The 18,299-nt window shown below is 27.3% G+C and carries 10 protein-coding genes and 1 pseudogene; 8 read left to right on the top strand and 3 right to left on the bottom strand.

The window, feature by feature from the left end:
* The 6 genes from Q0K19_RS03530 to Q0K19_RS03505 all read left to right on the top strand — a co-directional run.
* On the top strand, window positions 1-462 hold a 462-nt coding region (locus tag Q0K19_RS03530; protein ID WP_297245359.1), incomplete at its 5' end, for a zinc finger domain-containing protein.
* Window positions 463-578: 116 nt separating this feature from the next.
* Window positions 579-4,238 carry a DNA methyltransferase gene (locus Q0K19_RS03525; RefSeq protein WP_297245357.1) on the top strand — a complete coding sequence of 1,220 codons (3,660 nt, stop codon included), beginning with the start codon at window positions 579-581 and terminating at the stop codon, window positions 4,236-4,238.
* A 62-nt stretch (window positions 4,239-4,300) separates the two neighbouring features.
* Entirely contained in the window at window positions 4,301-5,842 is a 1,542-nt protein-coding gene (locus Q0K19_RS03520) for an RNA-directed DNA polymerase (protein ID WP_157148896.1), read from the top strand.
* A gap of 397 nt (window positions 5,843-6,239) precedes the next feature.
* Window positions 6,240-9,023 (top strand): TaqI-like C-terminal specificity domain-containing protein, encoded by a 2,784-nt coding sequence (locus Q0K19_RS03515; protein ID WP_297245363.1) that lies wholly within the window; start codon window positions 6,240-6,242, stop codon window positions 9,021-9,023.
* 331 nt (window positions 9,024-9,354) lie between these two features.
* Window positions 9,355-9,936, top strand: coding sequence for a hypothetical protein (locus Q0K19_RS03510; protein WP_297245352.1), 582 nt, complete (start codon window positions 9,355-9,357; stop codon window positions 9,934-9,936).
* On the top strand, window positions 9,933-10,721 hold the full coding sequence (locus Q0K19_RS03505) for a hypothetical protein (protein ID WP_297245350.1): 789 nt from the start codon (window positions 9,933-9,935) through the stop codon (window positions 10,719-10,721). The genes Q0K19_RS03510 and Q0K19_RS03505 overlap by 4 nt, the downstream gene beginning before the upstream one ends.
* A gap of 1,633 nt (window positions 10,722-12,354) precedes the next feature.
* On the opposite strand, the gene Q0K19_RS03500 is transcribed toward Q0K19_RS03505, so the two are convergent.
* The 3 genes from Q0K19_RS03500 to Q0K19_RS03490 all read right to left on the bottom strand — a co-directional run bounded on the left by Q0K19_RS03500 (window position 12,355) and on the right by Q0K19_RS03490 (window position 13,649).
* A complete protein-coding gene (locus tag Q0K19_RS03500; RefSeq protein WP_297245348.1) occupies window positions 12,355-12,597 on the bottom strand; it encodes a DUF2442 domain-containing protein in 243 nt (80 codons plus the stop codon).
* 2 nt (window positions 12,598-12,599) lie between these two features.
* Window positions 12,600-12,854, bottom strand: a complete 255-nt coding sequence (locus Q0K19_RS03495) for a DUF4160 domain-containing protein (protein ID WP_297245346.1) — start codon at window positions 12,852-12,854, stop codon at window positions 12,600-12,602.
* A 177-nt stretch (window positions 12,855-13,031) separates the two neighbouring features.
* Window positions 13,032-13,649 carry an HD domain-containing protein gene (locus tag Q0K19_RS03490; protein ID WP_297245344.1) on the bottom strand — a complete coding sequence of 206 codons (618 nt, stop codon included), beginning with the start codon at window positions 13,647-13,649 and terminating at the stop codon, window positions 13,032-13,034.
* A gap of 124 nt (window positions 13,650-13,773) precedes the next feature.
* Here Q0K19_RS03490 and Q0K19_RS03485 point away from each other — a divergent pair, with 124 nt between their 5' ends.
* A complete protein-coding gene (locus tag Q0K19_RS03485) occupies window positions 13,774-14,037 on the top strand; it encodes a hypothetical protein (RefSeq protein WP_297245342.1) in 264 nt (87 codons plus the stop codon).
* Between the two features lie 525 nt (window positions 14,038-14,562).
* Window positions 14,563-17,589: pseudogene (locus Q0K19_RS03480) on the top strand (efflux RND transporter permease subunit).
* Window positions 17,590-18,299 lie beyond the last annotated feature (710 nt).

Genomic DNA, 18,299 nt, shown 5'->3' with positions numbered 1-18,299 from the left:
ACTGATGAGGTTTGGGGATACTACAAAGGAGAAAATGCTTCTTCTGTACATTTAGAGTTATATCCTAAAGCTGATGACAATTTAATTGATTTAGATTTAGAAAAAGAATGGGCTTCAATTCTTAAAGTACGCGATGATGTATTATTATCACTTGAAAGAGCTAGAGATAATAGCACAATAGGTAAATCTTTAGAGGCTTATGTAACAATATGCACTAAAGAACCAGCAACTAAAGAATTACTTACTAAATATGAAAAATATTTAAACGAAATATTCATCGTAAGTAAAGTAACACTTTCTGACAGTAAGGACGATACATTTATAGAGGGCGGTGTTTCTTTCGTTAAGACAGAGAAAGCTAGTCATGAAAAATGCGTACGCTGTTGGGGACATTATGACAGTGTAGGGACAGACAGCGAGCATAAAGAGTTATGTACTAGATGTGCTGAGGCAGTGAGATAAAAAATAATTAATATTTATATATTATAAAAGGGCGGCTATGAATAATGGCTGCCTTTTTTGTTTGTTTTTATTTTGTTTTACTGTATAATAATATCATTACAATTGGAGTATTATTTATGAAGTCTATTACAAAAAATGCAAAAGAATTATTAAAATTAAGAAATCTATTAAATTATGAAATTGATAATGATAAATTAGATTATTTTAAAATAGATATTAAATGGTATAGAAATGAAATAAATAATGCTAAAGTTAAAGGGGAATCAGAAGAACATTGTAAGGGTATATTAAATAAATTTTTAGTTAATGCTTTCGGATACAATTGCAATACAAGTGGTAAAATAGATTTGGTTATAAAATTTGATGATAATATTAAAACTATTATAGAAACTAAAAATTATAATAATACATTAGAAATGATTGATGATAATAATTATAATAATAAGGCTTTTTATCAGACTATACTTTATTATTATAAAAGCAGAAAAAATAAAGATAATAAAGATTTTAATATTGATAATATTATTATTACGAATTTTGAAAAAGTGTATTTATTTTCTAAATATGATTTTGAAAAACTTATTAATGATAATCAGATAGTAAATTATTTTAATGAAAACAGTAAAGTAAAAAATGAAACTTTTTATAAGATTTGCGGCGGATTTTTAGAAAATATTAATCTTGAGGTTGTAGGGTATAAGATAGATTTATTTAATGATGACGATGTTCTTATATACAGATTTTTTAATTCTTATAATATTTGTTCTGTTAAACTTGGAAATGATATTAATTCCATATCTAATACATTTTATAAAGAAATAATTTATATGATGGGGCTTGAAGAAGATAAAGAAAAAAAATTACGTTTATCTAATGTTGATAATAGTTTAATAAGGATCACTATGGACGTAATTAGAAATAGTCCTGATAAAACAAATGAAAATGAAATATTTGATGAGGCTTTGAAGCTTAATATTATTTGGGTGAATAGAATATTATTTTTAAAAATACTTGAGGCACAGCTTAGAACTTTTAGGAATGATAAGCATTTGGATATATTAAATCCTTTTAAGATTAAAGATTATAATTATTTATATACATTATTTTTTAATGTGCTTGCTAAGCCTAAAAATATGAGGTCGTCTAATAATGATTATAATTATATACCGTATTTGAATAGTTCATTATTTGAAGAGGGTAAAGATGAGCTGATTTTTTCTATAACAAAATTGAATAATGATTCAAGAATGAAAGTAATGTCTGGAAGCATACTTTATAATGATAGGGATTTTAACAGCAGTCAATTAACATTTTTGGAGTATATACTTAGATTTTTGAATTGTTATGTATTTAATGCTGATGCTAAGAATGTAGATAAAAATACAATAATAAAATCTTCAGTTTTGGGTCTTGTATTTGAAAGGCTTAACGGTTATAAAGACGGTTCGCATTTTACTCCGCCTGCTATTACTATGTATATGTCAAGGTACAGCATAGAGAAGATTATAATTGAGAAGTTTAATAAATATTTTACAGATACACATTTTGAAAATATTAATGAAGTAAAAAATTATGTGAGGGCTAATATACATATTTATAGGGATAATATAAAAAATATTTTGGATTCTATAAAGATAATAGACCCTGCATGCGGAAGCGGGCACTTTTTGGTGGCTTGTTTAAATGAGCTTATAAGGATAAAGAGCGAGTTTAGAGTTTTGCATGATAATATAGATGTTAATATATCGGAAGATGAGCTAGTTATAAATTATATAGACGGTACACATTTTAAGTATAATATAGAAAATGATAATATTACGGATAGAAAGCAGGAGATAGAAAAGACATTATTTGAGGCTAAGGAGCATATTATAAGTAATCAGCTTTACGGGGTTGATATAAATCCGAATTCTGTAAATATATGCCGTTTAAGGTTATGGATAGAATTATTAAAGAGCAGTTATTATACAGATATAAAAAGCGATGAGAAGTTTATAGATTTGGAGATACTTCCTAATTTGGAGTTTAAAATAGTATCGGCTAATAGTTTGATAGAGCTTGATGATAAAGAAGTGAATTTGATTTCTCTTACTTGGGACAAGAATGAACTTATAAAAAATATGAGGGAGTATTTTAATGCTAGTTATGAGAATAAAAGCAAGATAAGGAAAGAGATTTTAAATCTTATAAAGGAGTATTCTAATCATAATGCGAAACTAGAAAATTATAATCCGTTTGACATGCTAAAAAGCTATGATTTTTTTGACAGCGGTTTGATGTTTGGAGTAGATAAATTTGATTTGGTAATAGGCAATCCGCCGTATGTTTCAAATAAAGAAATATCATCTAAAGATATGGAAAATTATAAAAAGTTATACGGCATACAAGATGATTTATATTATTATTTCTTTATTAAGGGTATAAAACTTTTAGATGATAATTCAGTATTATCTTATATAACATCTAATAGCTTTTTAACAATTCAGACAAAAATCGGACTTAGAAAATTGCTTCAAAGTAAAAGATTATTAGAGATAATTAATACAGGTAATGTTTTTGAACATGCAGAAGTTGAGCCTGCTATAGTAAGCCTTATAAATAGAGAAGAAAAAAATTATAAGATGCATTACAGCGATAATACAAAAGAAGAAAATCCTGTTTCTAAAAAAAATAAAATAGAAATAGATGTTAGTTATTTTGTGAATTCTCCTAATTGTATTTTCTTTACACCTACAGAATATAATTTAATGCTTTATAAAAAATTAGTAAGTAAAGCGTCTATTTTGTATAAAGATAAATGGCATTTGATAAAGACAAGTAAAGATATAGAGAAAAATGAAAAACAATTAGATGCTTATAGAAATTCTTTGAAAGCTGGAGATATTACTTTGTTGGGATTGATAACTGATGGAGGAGTTGGACTTCAAACAGGTGATAATGGTGTATATGTAGGGGTTCTTGAAAATACTAAAGATGCAGAAAGGGTTTATAGTCAAAGAATAGAAAAGTTAAACAAATTTAATAAAGAAAATAAAACTAATTATGATATATCTAAAATGAATGAAATTGATATAAGAAAACTTTTTGATAGTATTAAAGAAAAATATGGTAAAAATTCCTTTGGTCAGGGTTTTATTTATAGGATAGTTTCAAAAGAAGAAATGGCAGATTTAAATACTTTAACATTGGAAGAAAAAGAAGATGGTATAAATAATCAAAGAAGTTTTGTACCTTATGATAAAGGGGATAAAGATGGGAATAAATGGTATGCTCCTACAGTTTATGCGATAGATTGGAGTAAAAAAAATGTTGATATATTGAAGACGGACAGTAAAGCAAGATGGCAGGGTTATAATTTCTTTTTTAAGAGTGGTTTTAGTTGGAATAATGTTTTAAATCCTAATTCTCAATATATAAAGGGTAGATATAAAGAAGTTTCAATAAATGATGTTGCTAGTATGAGTTTATATACTTTATATGAAAAAACTTCAGCTAAATATTTTTTAATTTTACTTAATTCGTACTTTATTTTTTATTATTTGAGAACTTTTATAAATAATACTGTTAATTTGCAGATAAATGATATGAGACAATTACCTATTATTATACCTACAGAAAAGCAGTTAAAAGAGGCTGAGGCATTATTTGACAGGGGCAAGAGTATAAGGGAAGACAGGATTAATGGGGTTATTGATGAGGTTACAGAGGAAAAGCTATTAAAAGAATTGCAGAATGAAGTTGATGTGTTTGTTTTGAGGATTTATGGGTTAGAGTGAGGAAGAAATAATCATTATAGAATAGGATTAATTAATACTAATTTTATTATTTTAGGATAAAAATGAGTAATATAAGAAAAGAATTTTTTAATAAAAAAGTAGAATTATTGAGTTTATCTTCAGATAAGATAGCAAAATGGTTTTTATATTATGGTTACTATGGAGATAAATATAAGTACCCACCTATTTTTGATATATGTAAATTTAATGAAAATATGTCTGATTTTTTAGTTTATAAGCTAAATCCAAAAGATGCTAAAAAAGATAAAACGGTTTATGAGTTATTGAATTTAGATATAAGATATACTAATGATTCTAAAAGAATATTTTCATTAATTCACCCTAATATATATCATGATATAGTAAAAGTTATAGTTGATAATTGGAATACTATTATTGAACATATTTTTAATGAAGATTTGAAAATATATTCTTATAGTTTTCCTATACCAATTTATAAAACTAAAGTGCAAAACAAATCATCATCTAAAAATATGATATATAATTTTTTAACAGTAGAAGAAAAATTAACAAATGATGCTTATAATTATAAATATATTTTAAGAACTGATATATCAAAATTTTATCATTCTATATATACGCATAGTATAGCTTGGGCATTAGAAGGTAGAGAAAATGCATTTTTAAATAGGAATAAAAGAGATAATTTAGGCGTACAATTAGATAGTTTATTTCAAAGAGCAAATCATTTCCAAACTAATGGAATTCCAATAGGGTCTGCTGTATCAGATGTTGTTGCTGAAATTGTTTTATCAAAAATTGATAGAAATGTATCTTTAGAGTCTAGAATAAAAGATATGGATTTTGTTGCTACAAGATATAAAGATGACTATAGATTTTTATGTAATACAGAAGAAGAAGCAAAGTACATAAGAGATATTTTAGAAAATGAATTACAAAAATATAACTTATGGATGAATAAATCTAAAACAAATATATTTAAACTTCCACATGGTTTAGAAAGAAAATGGAAGAAAGCTTATTACAAAAATTGTATTTTACCAAAATTTAATTTAAAAATAGATGATTTTTTAACTGCATATTATTATTTGATAGAAATAGAAGAAGAATATCCCGGAAGTTCTATGATATCTAAATTTTTAGATAATCTTGTAGATAAAAAAGGTCATGTTATATTTTCTCATTTAAAAACAAAAGATAAAATAAAAATAATAAATCTATTATCATTATTAATAGATTATTCTCCTAGAATATTACCTCAAATATTTTCAATTATAGAATTATTAATAAATAATATTAGTAAGGAAACTGAATTTTATTTATTTGTCGAGGATTTTATTAATAAAATGTATTCAAATTTAGTTAATAGTAAAATGATAGATGAATATAGATTGATATGGATATATTTCTTTTCTAAAAAACATAATATCAATTTAATTAATGTAACTAATGATAAATTATTATATACATTAAATAATAATAAATTTATAAATTATATGGAAAATAGAACAGATATATTTGATAATATAGATATTGATACTAATATTTATAATGATAATAATATTAATGATTTTATATATAATCATGTTAGTATATTTAAAAAGATAAATATAAAACATTGAGATTGATCATTTTAATTTATGTTTAGTGTTGGGTAATAAACCGCACGTACATTGTACTATCCGTAATGGGTTGCAGTACCGTGCGGAAAGCCCATATTGCGAATACTGCGGGAAGGTGCCGACTGTAGGGAGTGTGTTAGCTATACGAGTAGTTTATTTGATGTTGGGGTTGTTTTTTCTACTTATATTTAGTTGTATTTAGTTGCAAAATGTGCGGTTTGGGTGTATTGTAGTATAAAGTTATAATGGGGGTGTTTTATACTATGAAAGTCAACAGTCAACAGTCAACAGTCAACAGTCAACAGTCAACAGTCAACAGTCAACTAATTTAAATAATTTTAAGAGTTATGTTAACTCTGATTTAAAAAATCAATCTTATGACTTATTAAAAAATTTAATTCAAAACTTCAAATCAAATTATTCACAGTATACAAATAAAAATTATAATGAAACGGAGACTAGAAGGGATTTTTTGGATCCGTTCTTTGAGGCGTTCGGTTGGGACGTTTCTAATAGGGCGGGTAAATCACAAATTTATCGTGATGTAATTCATGAGGATAAGGTGAAAGTGGGGAAGGAAACTAAAGCTCCTGATTATGCATTTCGTATTGGGGGGAATAGGGTTTTCTTTGTGGAGGCGAAAAAGCCCGGTGTTAATCTTAAAGAGGACAGTTTGCCTGCTTTTCAGCTTAGGAGGTATGGCTGGAGTGCCAAGCTTGGTATAAGTTTCCTCACCGATTTTGAGGAACTTGCTATTTATGACTGCACCAGAAAACCTAATGTTAATGATAAGGCCTCTACTGCTAGAATTGAATATATTCATTTTGAGGATTATTTAAAAAAATTTGATTTTCTTTATGAGATACTTAACAGAGAAAAAATTGAACAGGGCTCCCTTGAAAAATATATTGCGGGCACTTCTAACAAAAAAGGTACTGAAAGTGTTGATATTGATTTCTTAAGCACCCTTGACAATCTACGAACTAAACTCGCTTCTAATATTTCTAAATTAAACAAAGATTTATCTGTACGCGATTTGAATTATGCAGTGCAGCAGATTATTGACAGAATTATATTTTTGAGGGCCGCTGAGGACAGAGGTATCGAAGAGTATGGCGATTTGAAAAAAACTTGTGAGAATAAGAATGATAATTTTTACAGCAATCTATTAAAAATCTTTGAACATGCTGACGGCAGGTATAATTCGGGGCTGTTTGATTTTTCTAAAGACAGTATTAGCAGCAGTATTGAGATTGATAATAAAGTAATAAAAGAGATTATTAATGAGCTTTATTATCCTTTGAGTCCTTATGAGTTTTCTGTTATATCGGTTGAGATAATAGGGAATGCTTATGAGCAGTTTTTGGGCAAGACTATCACTATAGGGAAGAATCATAGTGCGAAGATAGAATTAAAACCAGAGGTGCGTAAGGCAGGAGGGGTTTATTATACACCTGAGTATATAGTTGATTATATAGTAGCGAATACGGTTGGGGAGGCTATAAAGGGGAAGAAGCCTGAGGAGATAGCGAATATAAAAATATTGGATCCGGCTTGCGGCAGCGGAAGTTTTTTACTTGGGGCGTATAAATATTTACTTAATTATCATATTGAATATTACAACAAGATAAAGGACAGGGCGAAGTTTAAGGGATCAAAAGAAGATGTAATAAAAGAGAATGGGGATTTAACAATTTGGATAAAGAAGCAGATATTACGCAACAATATATTTGGAGTGGACATAGACAGCAATGCGGTAGAGGTAACGAAATTATCATTACTTATGAAATGTTTGGATGGGGAGAGTCCAGCGTCAATACAGAACAATCAGGATTTATTTAATGAGCGAGCTTTACCGTCATTGGAGGACAATATCAAATGCGGTAATAGTTTAATAGGCAATGATTTTTACGAGAGCCAGTCTGTGCTTGATTTTGACGAGGAGACGCAATATAAAATAAATTGTTTTGATTGGGAGGACGAATTTAAAAATATTTTTAAAGGGGGCGGTTTCGATGTGGTGATAGGCAATCCGCCTTGGGTGCAGTCTAAATTTATAGATAAAGAATTAAAAAAATATTATTCTGAAAAATATTCATCTATTGGGAATCAATATGATTTATTTTGTTTATTTACAGAAAAAAGTTATTCACTTGTAAAAGATAATGGTATTAATTCTTTTATAATACCAAATAGATTTTTTACAAATGTTGACTATCAAAAATTTAGAGAATACATTATAAATAATTTTGGTATAAAAGAACTATTTTCTGTTGGTGAGCATATATTTTATAAAGTAGAAATGCCTAGCTGTATTTATATATTTACAAAGTCGCATAATGATAATATAAAATATAAATATTGTATAGGTCATTATTTAGATAACAATATAGTAGAAAATTCAATTTCTTTAGAAGAAATAAAAGAAGATAAAAACTTATCTTTTAAAATAACTACTGATAAATCTATTAATAAAATTTTAAATAAGATAAGAGATAATAAAGATGAATTTAGTGTTATTGCCAATAATGCCAGAGGTGTAGAAATAGGAAAAAATAGCGATTTAATTTTATTTGAGTCAGGTAGTAATAGAGAAAAATTTTTAGTTGGTGAAGATATATCAAGATATAGTATTAAATATAAAAATAGATATATAAAAACAGACGCTAAAGGAATTCAATATAAATCCCCAGATTTGTATAATGGTAAAAAGATTTTAATAAGAAAAACAGGTCATGGTATAAATGCAGTTTTAGATATAGATAACTATTGGGTAATACAGGTAATATATATTTTTAAATTGAAAGAAAATGTTGATGAAGATTATTTGTATATATTAGGGTTATTAAATTCTAAATTAATGTATTTTTATTATTATGAAACATTCGGAGAAAAAGATAAGCAAGCCTTTCCGCATGTTAGACAATCTCAAGTTTTAGAATTACCTATAAAAAGAATAAATTTTAATGATAAATCAGAAAAGGAAATTTATGACAAAATCGTTACTTTAGTTGACAACATCATCGCTTTAAACAAAAAGTTGTCCGTTGAGAAAAATCCTAATTCCATTACCATAATTAACAGGCAGATTAATGCAATAGATGGGCAAATAGATAGTTTAGTCTATAAAATTTATAATTTAGATGAAAGTGATATTAAGATTGTAGAGGGCGATAACTAAAAATGATAATTGTATAGTTTAGGTTTTGATAACTCGAATTATTTAAACAATAATAAGTTAAATTTTAAAATAGTTAACATTTAAAATAATATTATTCTAAATGTTTTTACATAAAAACTTTTAATAAATACGTTTTGACTGATAATAAATATTTTAGAGTCAAATAAAAAACTAGATAGCTTGTATATAACTGTAAATCTATAAAAAATCAATTTTTTGTAATTTTATGCGTTTTATGGTAAAAATAGCTTGACTTTTAAATTAGAATTTCGTATTATTAAAGTATAATTTTAACGTTTATAACTTTTATAAAAATAACGGAGGTTAAATTATGACGAAATTCAAGTTAATTTATAAAAACGACAATATTGAAATGATATTTCAAGGTCCAATAGAGGAACTAGATAGTGTGTTAAAAAAACTTAAAAGTGATTCTTTTATAGATATAAAAAATAATTATCATTTGTCTAGTTCTGTAGCAAATTCTCATAGAGTAGATACTAAAGATAATAAAAAAAATAATATAAAAAGTGATAAAAAAACTTTCAATGAAGAATGTTTAAAAGAAGAAATAACTATTAATGAAGAATATATAAAAAAATGGGTGGACTTCTACGGAGTAAATAATTCTAAAATTAAAAAGTCATATCAAAAAATTTTACTATTATTATATTGGATAAACGAAAATAAAGAACATTTAGGTGATTTTAATGTTAATAAAAACACAATATATAGTTTTTTATATCAAGCAGGAGATAAATTAAATTATTCATTACAAGATGCTATATATAATTCATCTAGAAAAGGAAGAGCATATTTAGAGAATAAAGATAATAATTATTATATATCACATAGAGGTATAGTTTTTATGAATAATATTATTAATGATGAAAACAAAGGAGAAACTATATGATTAATATAAATGAGTTAGAGTCGTTTTATCAAGTAATACCTGAAGAAGATAAAAATATTATTAAAAATATTATTATGTATATTGCATATTTTCTATATAGAAAAGGGCAAAAAGAATTTACAGCAAAAGAATTAAAAATATATATGGAGGAATGTAGTTTAATGCATTCAAATATAACGAAAGTTTTAAAAACAGAAGTAAAAAATAAAAATATTAATCAAAAGAAAAATAATAGAGGAATTTATAGTTTGAATAGAAATATAATAAATAAATTTGATAACTTATTTTCTAATATAAATTTTAATAATAAATATAATTATAATTTTGAAGAGTTTTATAATATAGTAAAACAACTAAATATAAAAGGTATAGAATATAAATCTTTAGAAAATAAAATTTTAGAATTAAAAAAAGCTCTTGATAATCAGTTAACATATTCAATTATATTTTTATCTGGTAGTATATTAGAAACTATATTTTTATATTATGCAAGAAATAATAAAGATTTTTTAAAAGCTAAATCTACTCCTAAATATAACCAAAATATAAAAAGTTTTGACCAGTGGAAATTAAATGATCTAATTATTGTTGCAAAAGAAATAGGCTTAATAAAAAAAGATGTAGAAAGTCAATGTCATATTATAAAAGATTATAGAAACTATATACATCCTAATAAAGAATTAAAAGATAATTTTGCTCCAGATCTTACGACAGCAGAATTATGTTTTATAGCATTATCTCCTACTTGTAAGCAAATATTACAAAATAAAAGTAAAATTAGCTAATTATATTACTTTGATTAAAATCTGTTACATAATTAAACTAATTTTATAAATAAAATATTGATTAGATTAAAAAAATTAAGTAAATACTGAGAATAGATGATCAATTAAATAAAACTTAATTACTTTTTTGCCTAATATGCGATAATGAACCGCACGATAGTTAGTATTAAATAATATTAAGTTATGTCGTGCGAAAAGCCCGTATGGCGAATACTGCGGAGTGCCCCCGACCAGAGGGAGTCCTTTAGGGCGACCGTAGGAAGTGCGTTAGCTAGGCGAGTAGTTAGCTAGGCGAGTAGCTTGAGACGATAAATTATTAATACTTTTCTTAAAAAAATTCCTCCTTATAGGCTTATTATTTAAAAAAATTTGTTTAACTATATAGGGTGTACCCTTCGGGTATTTCCTCGCTACGCTCGGTCAGGCGGCGGGAGTATAAATTTTAAAAATTTTGTTAGCTTTTTGGTTTCATACTTTCATTCTTTTTTAAAAAAAATTCCTCTTTATAGGCTTATTTCCCTAAAAAATTCTGTTTAACTTTAAAGGGCGGGTTAGGCTGGGAATACAAAATTTTAAAATTTTTTCTTATCCTTCCTTTTTTTAGTTCGGCGGCGGCGTTTGGGTGAGTGTTAGCGTTGGGGTTATGGTCTATGCGTGAGGCTGTGCTTAATTAGCGTCCTAACTTGCTATGAACCGCACACTGTTATATATTCTACACTATAAAACTATGCCGTGCGGAAAGCCCGTATGGCAAATACTGCGGAGTGCCCCCGACCGGAGTGAGTCCTTTAGGGCGACCGTAGGAAGTGCGTTAGCTAGGCGAGTAGTTGGGAAAGTCCGCTTTTTTTCGTGTTTTTTCTAAAAAAATTATATTTTTGGGCTTGTTTTGTTAAAAATGTTTGTTTAACTATAAGGGCGGGTTTGGGTGGGTTATAAGGTAAATTTCAAAAAAATTATTTTTCTTTTTTTCTGTATTTCCTCGCTACGCTTAGTCAGGGGGGTATAAGGTAAATTTTCAAAAAATTATTTCTGGGTTAGTTTCTGTTTGTGGGTTCGATTTTATATTTCTGGGTTGGCTTTTTAGTTAATTTTATTGTTTATGGTTGGGTAATTAGCTGCATACTTTACAGTACTTCCTTCGGTCGCGTACAGTTGACTGTCTGTAATGGGTTGCAGTACCTGCGGAATGCCCGTATGGCGAATACTGCGTTAGCTAGGGGAGTGGTTCAAATGGCTAGCTTGTTGGGTTGGGAAAGTCGATTTTTTTTTCGTAGTTCTTGAAAAAAATTTATATTTTCGGGCTTATTGTTTAAAAAAATTCTGTTTAACTATAAGGGCGTACCCTTCGGGTATTTCCTCGCTACGCTCAGTCAGGGGGTGGTTTATAATGAAAATTTAAAAAAATTTCTTTTTCTGCTTTTCTGTATTTCCTTGCTACGCTTAGTCAGGGAGGTATAAGGTAAATTTTCAAAAAATTATTTCTGGGTTAGTTTTGGTTTGTGGGTTTATTTTTATATTTCTTGGTTAGCTCTTTAGTTAGTTTGTTTTATGTTGGGTAATGAGCCGCACATATATTGTACTTGCTGTAAGGGTGAGCGTTACCGTGCGGAATGCCTGTATGGCGAATACTGCGTTAACTAGGCGAGTAGTATAAAGTATTACATGATATATCCAAATCATCGTTCCAAGAAATTCCGTATCCGCCAACATCAACTTTTACGAGATTAAATAAAGTTTTATCATTCAAAATTTCAAACTCTTTATGTTCAGGGATTAATTTTTTTATATCATAATATTTTATTTCTTCATTTTCAAATATTATTTCTAAAATGAGGTTATCTAAAGCTTTAACATTTTTAATTTTATGGAAAGTCATAATTACTCCAAAGGTGCTAATTGTTTAAAGTTTTGAGTATTCCAAATATTTAAAAGTTCGTCCTGATTATTTTTAGCCCATTCCAATACAAGCGAACATGCTTTATTAGGTAAATCGCCTTCTATCATTTTTAATTCATTGATATCAATAACACCAATATACTCACCATATATGGCATGAAAATGCGGAGGATTATGCTCTTTTTGCTGAAAATACATTTTGATAATGATACCATAAAATCTTGATATAACCGGCATTTTTAGTCCTTATTTTTTTGTTATTAATTTTAACATGCCGATTATCTTTTTACAAATTCTTATTTTTGTTTGATGTTTGGTAATAAACCGCATACTTTACAGTACTTCCTTCGGTCGCTTACATTGTACTTGCTGTAAGGGTTGGCTTACTGTGCAGAAATCCCCCACAGTGAGTGTTTAGAAAATATTGTCTTTTATGTTCGGAAGTAAATTGTAAATTGAAGTACCTATAACACTTTCAAAATACGATTTTATTTCAAATACTCTTTTCCACCTCAATGCACTTTGAGGAAATGTTCCGTATCTTAAAGCAGCATCAACGAATCTTTTTTCAAGCAAACAAAATCCAGAAGGCAAAGCAAGACAATCGCATAATTGAATAAGTAAATCATAATCATCATATACAGCATTGGCAACGAAATTTTTTAAAAAGTTGAAATCTTCTTCAGACATATCAAATTTTCCTATTGCAGTATTTACATCTTGTATCATAAAGGCATGAGTTATGCATATTTGAGCCATTTTCTCCCAGCCGTAATTAATGCAGTATTTGTATCCGTCTATTAAATGCCTTTCTGCACTTATACCAGTGTATCTTCCTATATCATGTAAAAGTCCGAATATATATGAATTATCCTCATCTAATTTTTTATCTGTTGATTTTTTATTATATTCAGAGGCTATTATCCTCGCAGCTTTAGCGACATATCTTGAATGTTCAGCCCAAGGAGTAGGGTTTGATTTGTATGCTTTGTTTAATTCGTATTCGGCTCTATCTAAATCTAATATTTCCATCATTATTTCCTATATTTAGATTAATTATAATAATACAACTTTTTGATGAAAAATAAATATTTATAGGGAACTTTTATTATAATTTTTTCGTCTAATAAAGCAAATAAAATAATGGGTAACTACTATGTTAAAAAAAATCACTTTTATAATTTCATCTATATTATCACTTTTTTTATTGAGTTCATGTTCTCCGGCATTTGATAGAATGTTTCATACTCCTCCATACCATCCTCATGTAAGGAATTATTTTGATTTTCCAATGTTGTTTGGACCGCATTTTGGTATTCATGGCATACTTAGTATTATAATAAAAATATTAATAATTGTTGCTTTAGTTTTCCTAGTAAAAATGCTTTATAATAAGGATAAAAACAATAAAAAAGAATAGTTAATTTTATATAAAAAACTAAAAATTTTTAAGTTTGTCAACCGCGAGCTGTGGCACCTTTCTGCACGGTATCACTTATTCTTAACAAATGTCCTCTATATGTGCGGCTGATTACTTATTATTGTGTAAAAATTAATAATTTATATTATATGTAAAACAAAGTTAGTGTTATTTAGTACTTATTTAATTATTTGCACTTTCGCGAAGCGTATACGAGTTTATCGAGGATATAGGTTCTTGACGAAGTCCGCCTCGCGAAGCGTGCCTACGGCAGGCGTGCGGCGGGAAAAAGTTGACTAAAAAATGACAAACTTAAAAATTTTTAGTATATATACTTTTTATAATAGTTTTCTATTAAAATAAAAATATATATTTTGTTATGCAATTATATGAATAATATAAATTTCAAATATTATTTATTAGTAGTTTAAAAGGAATAAAAATTTATAATAAAAACTATTGAATATTTTTTAGAATTTAATATCATATTTGCGTAATATTTTTATGATTTAAATTTACGAAAAAATGAAAAACTTTATTACTTTCATAGTAAGTAGACTACAACAGTATTTGTTACATTGGTATCCATGTTCATAATTGGATTTATCAGTAAGACTCAGCATAAATTATCTTCCAAATATGGAAGTTCCTATTATAAGCATAAAAACTACTTATGATAATGCCGGAGCTGAGGAAGTAGAGAAATCTGTTACAAGAATAATTGAAAGTGCTGTGTCATCCGTTAATAATGTAAAGACTATCAAATCAAAATCTAAAGAATCAGAGTCTAATGTTGAAATAGAATTTAATTGGGGAACGGATTTACAGACTGCTGCTGATGATATAAGAGAAGCCATTGATATGATTAGATCCTCTTTGCCTGATGATGCAGATAATCCAAATATATCTAAATTTTCAACCGATTCAGAGCCTATAATGAATATCGCCTTTTTTGGTACGGATAATTTAGCATCTCTCTATGATTTAGTTGATAGTCAAATACTTACAAGATTAGAGCAGGTTGAAGGAGTAGCACAAACAGAAATAAGAGGCGGATTAAAAAAGATAATTTGTGTAGATATAGATTTAAATAGACTTAATGCGTATTCTATAAATATTAATGATATAGTACATACATTATCTTTAGAGAATCAGAATGTTGCAGGCGGTGAAACTTATGAGGGTGTTTATAAATATAATATAAGAACAACAGGAGAGTTCAAAGAAGTTAATGATATTGAAGATGTAGTTATAATGCTAAAAAATCAAGTTTATCCTGTAAAGGTGAGAGATATAGCCTATGTACATAAGGATTATGAAGATGATTCAGAAATCGTTCGTATAAACGGACAAAAAGCTTTAACTATTGCCGTAACTAAAGAATCCAGCGGAAATATTATACAGATAGCAAGAGATGTAGAGAAAAGGCTCAGTACTATTAATTTACCTTCAGGTGTTTATTATCAAATACTTTTCAATAGTTCGGATACAATAAAGAATTCTATTCATAATGTTTTGAATACAGTTTGGCAGGGAGCTTTATTTGCTGTATTAGTTCTTATGATATATTTATGGGATATAAGAAGCGTATTTATAATAAGCATATCAATACCTGTATCAGTAATAACTACTTTTATATTGATGTATTTTTTTAATATCACTATTAATGTAATATCTCTTTCAGGGCTTGTGCTTGGTGTAGGAATGATGGTTGATAATTCTATAGTAGTGTTAGAAAATATTTTTTATTACAGCAATTATTATTCTAAATATAATATTAATAAAAATGATAAAAGAACTATTAAAATAAATAATATAAAATCTTCTATAATAGGAACAAGTGAAGTATCCATAGCAATAACAGCTTCAACTTTAACAAGCGTATGCGTATTTCTTCCTTTTTTGTTTGTTAAAGGACAAATGGGGCAGATGTTCAGCGATTTATGTGTTACAGTTTCTATATCATTATTAACTTCTCTCTTTGTAGTTTTGACTATAGTACCGCTTTTAGCTTCAAGATTAAATAAATTAAATCCTGATAGTAAATTGAATTTATTATTAAAAAAATCAGAAAATTTCTTTAATAAAAATCTTCATAATAATGTAGAAAAATTTTATGTAAGCACTTTAGCGATAGTGATAAAAAATAAAAAGAAATCATTCGCTTTAATATCTATTCTATTGACTATATCATTATTTTTATTGTTAATGAATATAGGTAAGGAAGGCTATCCTGTATCAGATGAAGGTACTATTATATCAAGGTTAAGACTTCCTGTAGGGGCTAGGGTAGAGTTTACTGACATGTTTATAAATAAAATGGAGCATGATATAGATAGAGAAAATAGAAGAAAACTTGATATTACTCATTATATAGAAAGTATAAGAAATAAAATTAATGGATATCCCGGAAGAATAGAACTTAATTCTGAAAATACAGCTATGGGAAAACCTAAAAATTACAGTGCAATCATTATAGAGCTTGTAGGAGATGATCTTGACAGGGGATATGATGTGGCAAGCAATGTTATAGCTGCAGTTAATAATGTTGATGGAGTTAGAAATGTATTGATAAAAGAAGATGATTCAAATCATGAACTTATTTTTGATGTAGACAGAGATTTAGTATCTAAAATGGGTATCAATATTAATACTATTGCAAATATTATAAGAACTTCTTTTAGCGGTACAACAGCAAGCAAGATGACTTTAAATAATTCTATATATGTTGATACTGATATAATAGTTCGTTTGGAGGATAGAAACAGAGATGATATTTCAAGCATTCAAAAGATGATGATACCTACTTCAAATGGTATAGTACCTATATCATCACTTGTAAGCATACATAAATCTACAGGTCCTATAGAAATTAATAGAAAGAATGATAAAAGAATAATAGAGATAAATGCTAGTGCTTATGGAAGACCTATAAATGAAATCATTACAGATATTAGAAAAGAGCTTAATAAAATATATATACCAAGCGGATTTTCTGTTAATTTTTCAGGAGATTATGAGGATATGCAAGAAGCATTCGTTCAATTAATAGTATCTTTAATAATGGCTTTAGTATTCGTATATGCAATAATAGCAGGACAATTTGAATCTTATATTACGCCTTTTGTTATATCTTTGGCTGTTCCTTTTGCATTATTCGGGGCTTTGATATTCTTGTACTTTTCAGGAAATACTTTAAATGTTTATAGCGGAATAGGTATTATAATGCTTGTAGGAATAGTTGTTAATAATGGAATAGTTTTAATAGATTATATGAATAGAGTTGTAATAGAAAGAAATATAAGTTGGGATAATGCTGCATTAGAGTCATGCAAAATAAGATTAAGACCTGTACTTATGACATCATTAACTACAATATTAGGATTATTACCTATGATTTTTGAAATAGGAAGCGGAAGCGAAATGTACAAACCTTTAGCAATAGCAGTTTGCGGAGGGCTTATATTTTCTACGATGTTCACTCTTATAATAATACCTTCTGTTTATTCTAGCTTCAGAAACAGATTCAATATAAAAATACGTGAAGATTAATTATTTATAAAAATAAACTACTGCATTTTGAATAAAATTAATAATATAATGAAAGTTTATATAAAAAATTATAGCATGATTTATTTTTATAATAAATGTTTTATATACCTAAACAACTATATTTTGTCAATTTTAGTTTTTTCAATTTTATTGTTTGTGGTGGCTTTGCCCCCACACCCCCAGTTCTTTTGTTGGCACAAAGAACCAAAAAGACTGCATTTTTAGGCTATATCCTATATTTAATAGGCATGTTTTTAATATAAAGTTCTAGCAAGTGCATTTTTATCTACTTTTTTGTGCGGCAAAAAAGTAGATAATTCTATATAAATTGCATCAGTAACTGTATTTGTTTCAGTATATACTGTATTATTTATATAGAATACAGTCTTTCACATGCGGCGGAAATACGTTATAAACTATATTTAAATTATTATAAATATAATAAAAAATATTTTTAATATAATTATATGATTATATCAACTTTTTTTGCCACACACGCTATGCTGGCTTCGCCAAAGTTGCAAAAAAGACATGGTATTTTATTCAATGAGTAGTATTACTATTTAATTATAATATAATTATATTTGCCCGCCCTTTAGCCTTATAATACTATTCTGTAATTTTTACACTATTTTTCTTAATTAAATTTAACTGATATTTTAGCTGCCCACCCAAAAGTTTTTTAAATTTGTAATATTCTTACCGCACGC

The organism is uncultured Brachyspira sp., from assembly GCF_944393015.1.
Classification (GTDB): domain Bacteria; phylum Spirochaetota; class Brachyspiria; order Brachyspirales; family Brachyspiraceae; genus Brachyspira.
The sequence above is the reverse complement of the archived record's forward strand: the minus strand, read 5'-3'. Positions and strand labels throughout refer to the sequence as shown.

Bases quoted from the DNA above. Each gene is read 5' to 3' on its own strand.
- Q0K19_RS03510 (WP_297245352.1), top strand. From the start codon at position 9,355: ATGACGAAATTCAAGTTAATTTATAAAAACGACAATATTGAAATGATA.
- Q0K19_RS03485 (WP_297245342.1), top strand. From the start codon at position 13,774: ATGTTAAAAAAAATCACTTTTATAATTTCATCTATATTATCACTTTTT.
- Q0K19_RS03525 (WP_297245357.1), top strand. From the start codon at position 579: ATGAAGTCTATTACAAAAAATGCAAAAGAATTATTAAAATTAAGAAAT.
- Q0K19_RS03505 (WP_297245350.1), top strand. From the start codon at position 9,933: ATGATTAATATAAATGAGTTAGAGTCGTTTTATCAAGTAATACCTGAA.
- Q0K19_RS03520 (WP_157148896.1), top strand. From the start codon at position 4,301: ATGAGTAATATAAGAAAAGAATTTTTTAATAAAAAAGTAGAATTATTG.
- Q0K19_RS03495 (WP_297245346.1), bottom strand. From the start codon at position 12,854: ATGCCGGTTATATCAAGATTTTATGGTATCATTATCAAAATGTATTTT.
- Q0K19_RS03490 (WP_297245344.1), bottom strand. From the start codon at position 13,649: ATGGAAATATTAGATTTAGATAGAGCCGAATACGAATTAAACAAAGCA.
- Q0K19_RS03500 (WP_297245348.1), bottom strand. From the start codon at position 12,597: ATGACTTTCCATAAAATTAAAAATGTTAAAGCTTTAGATAACCTCATT.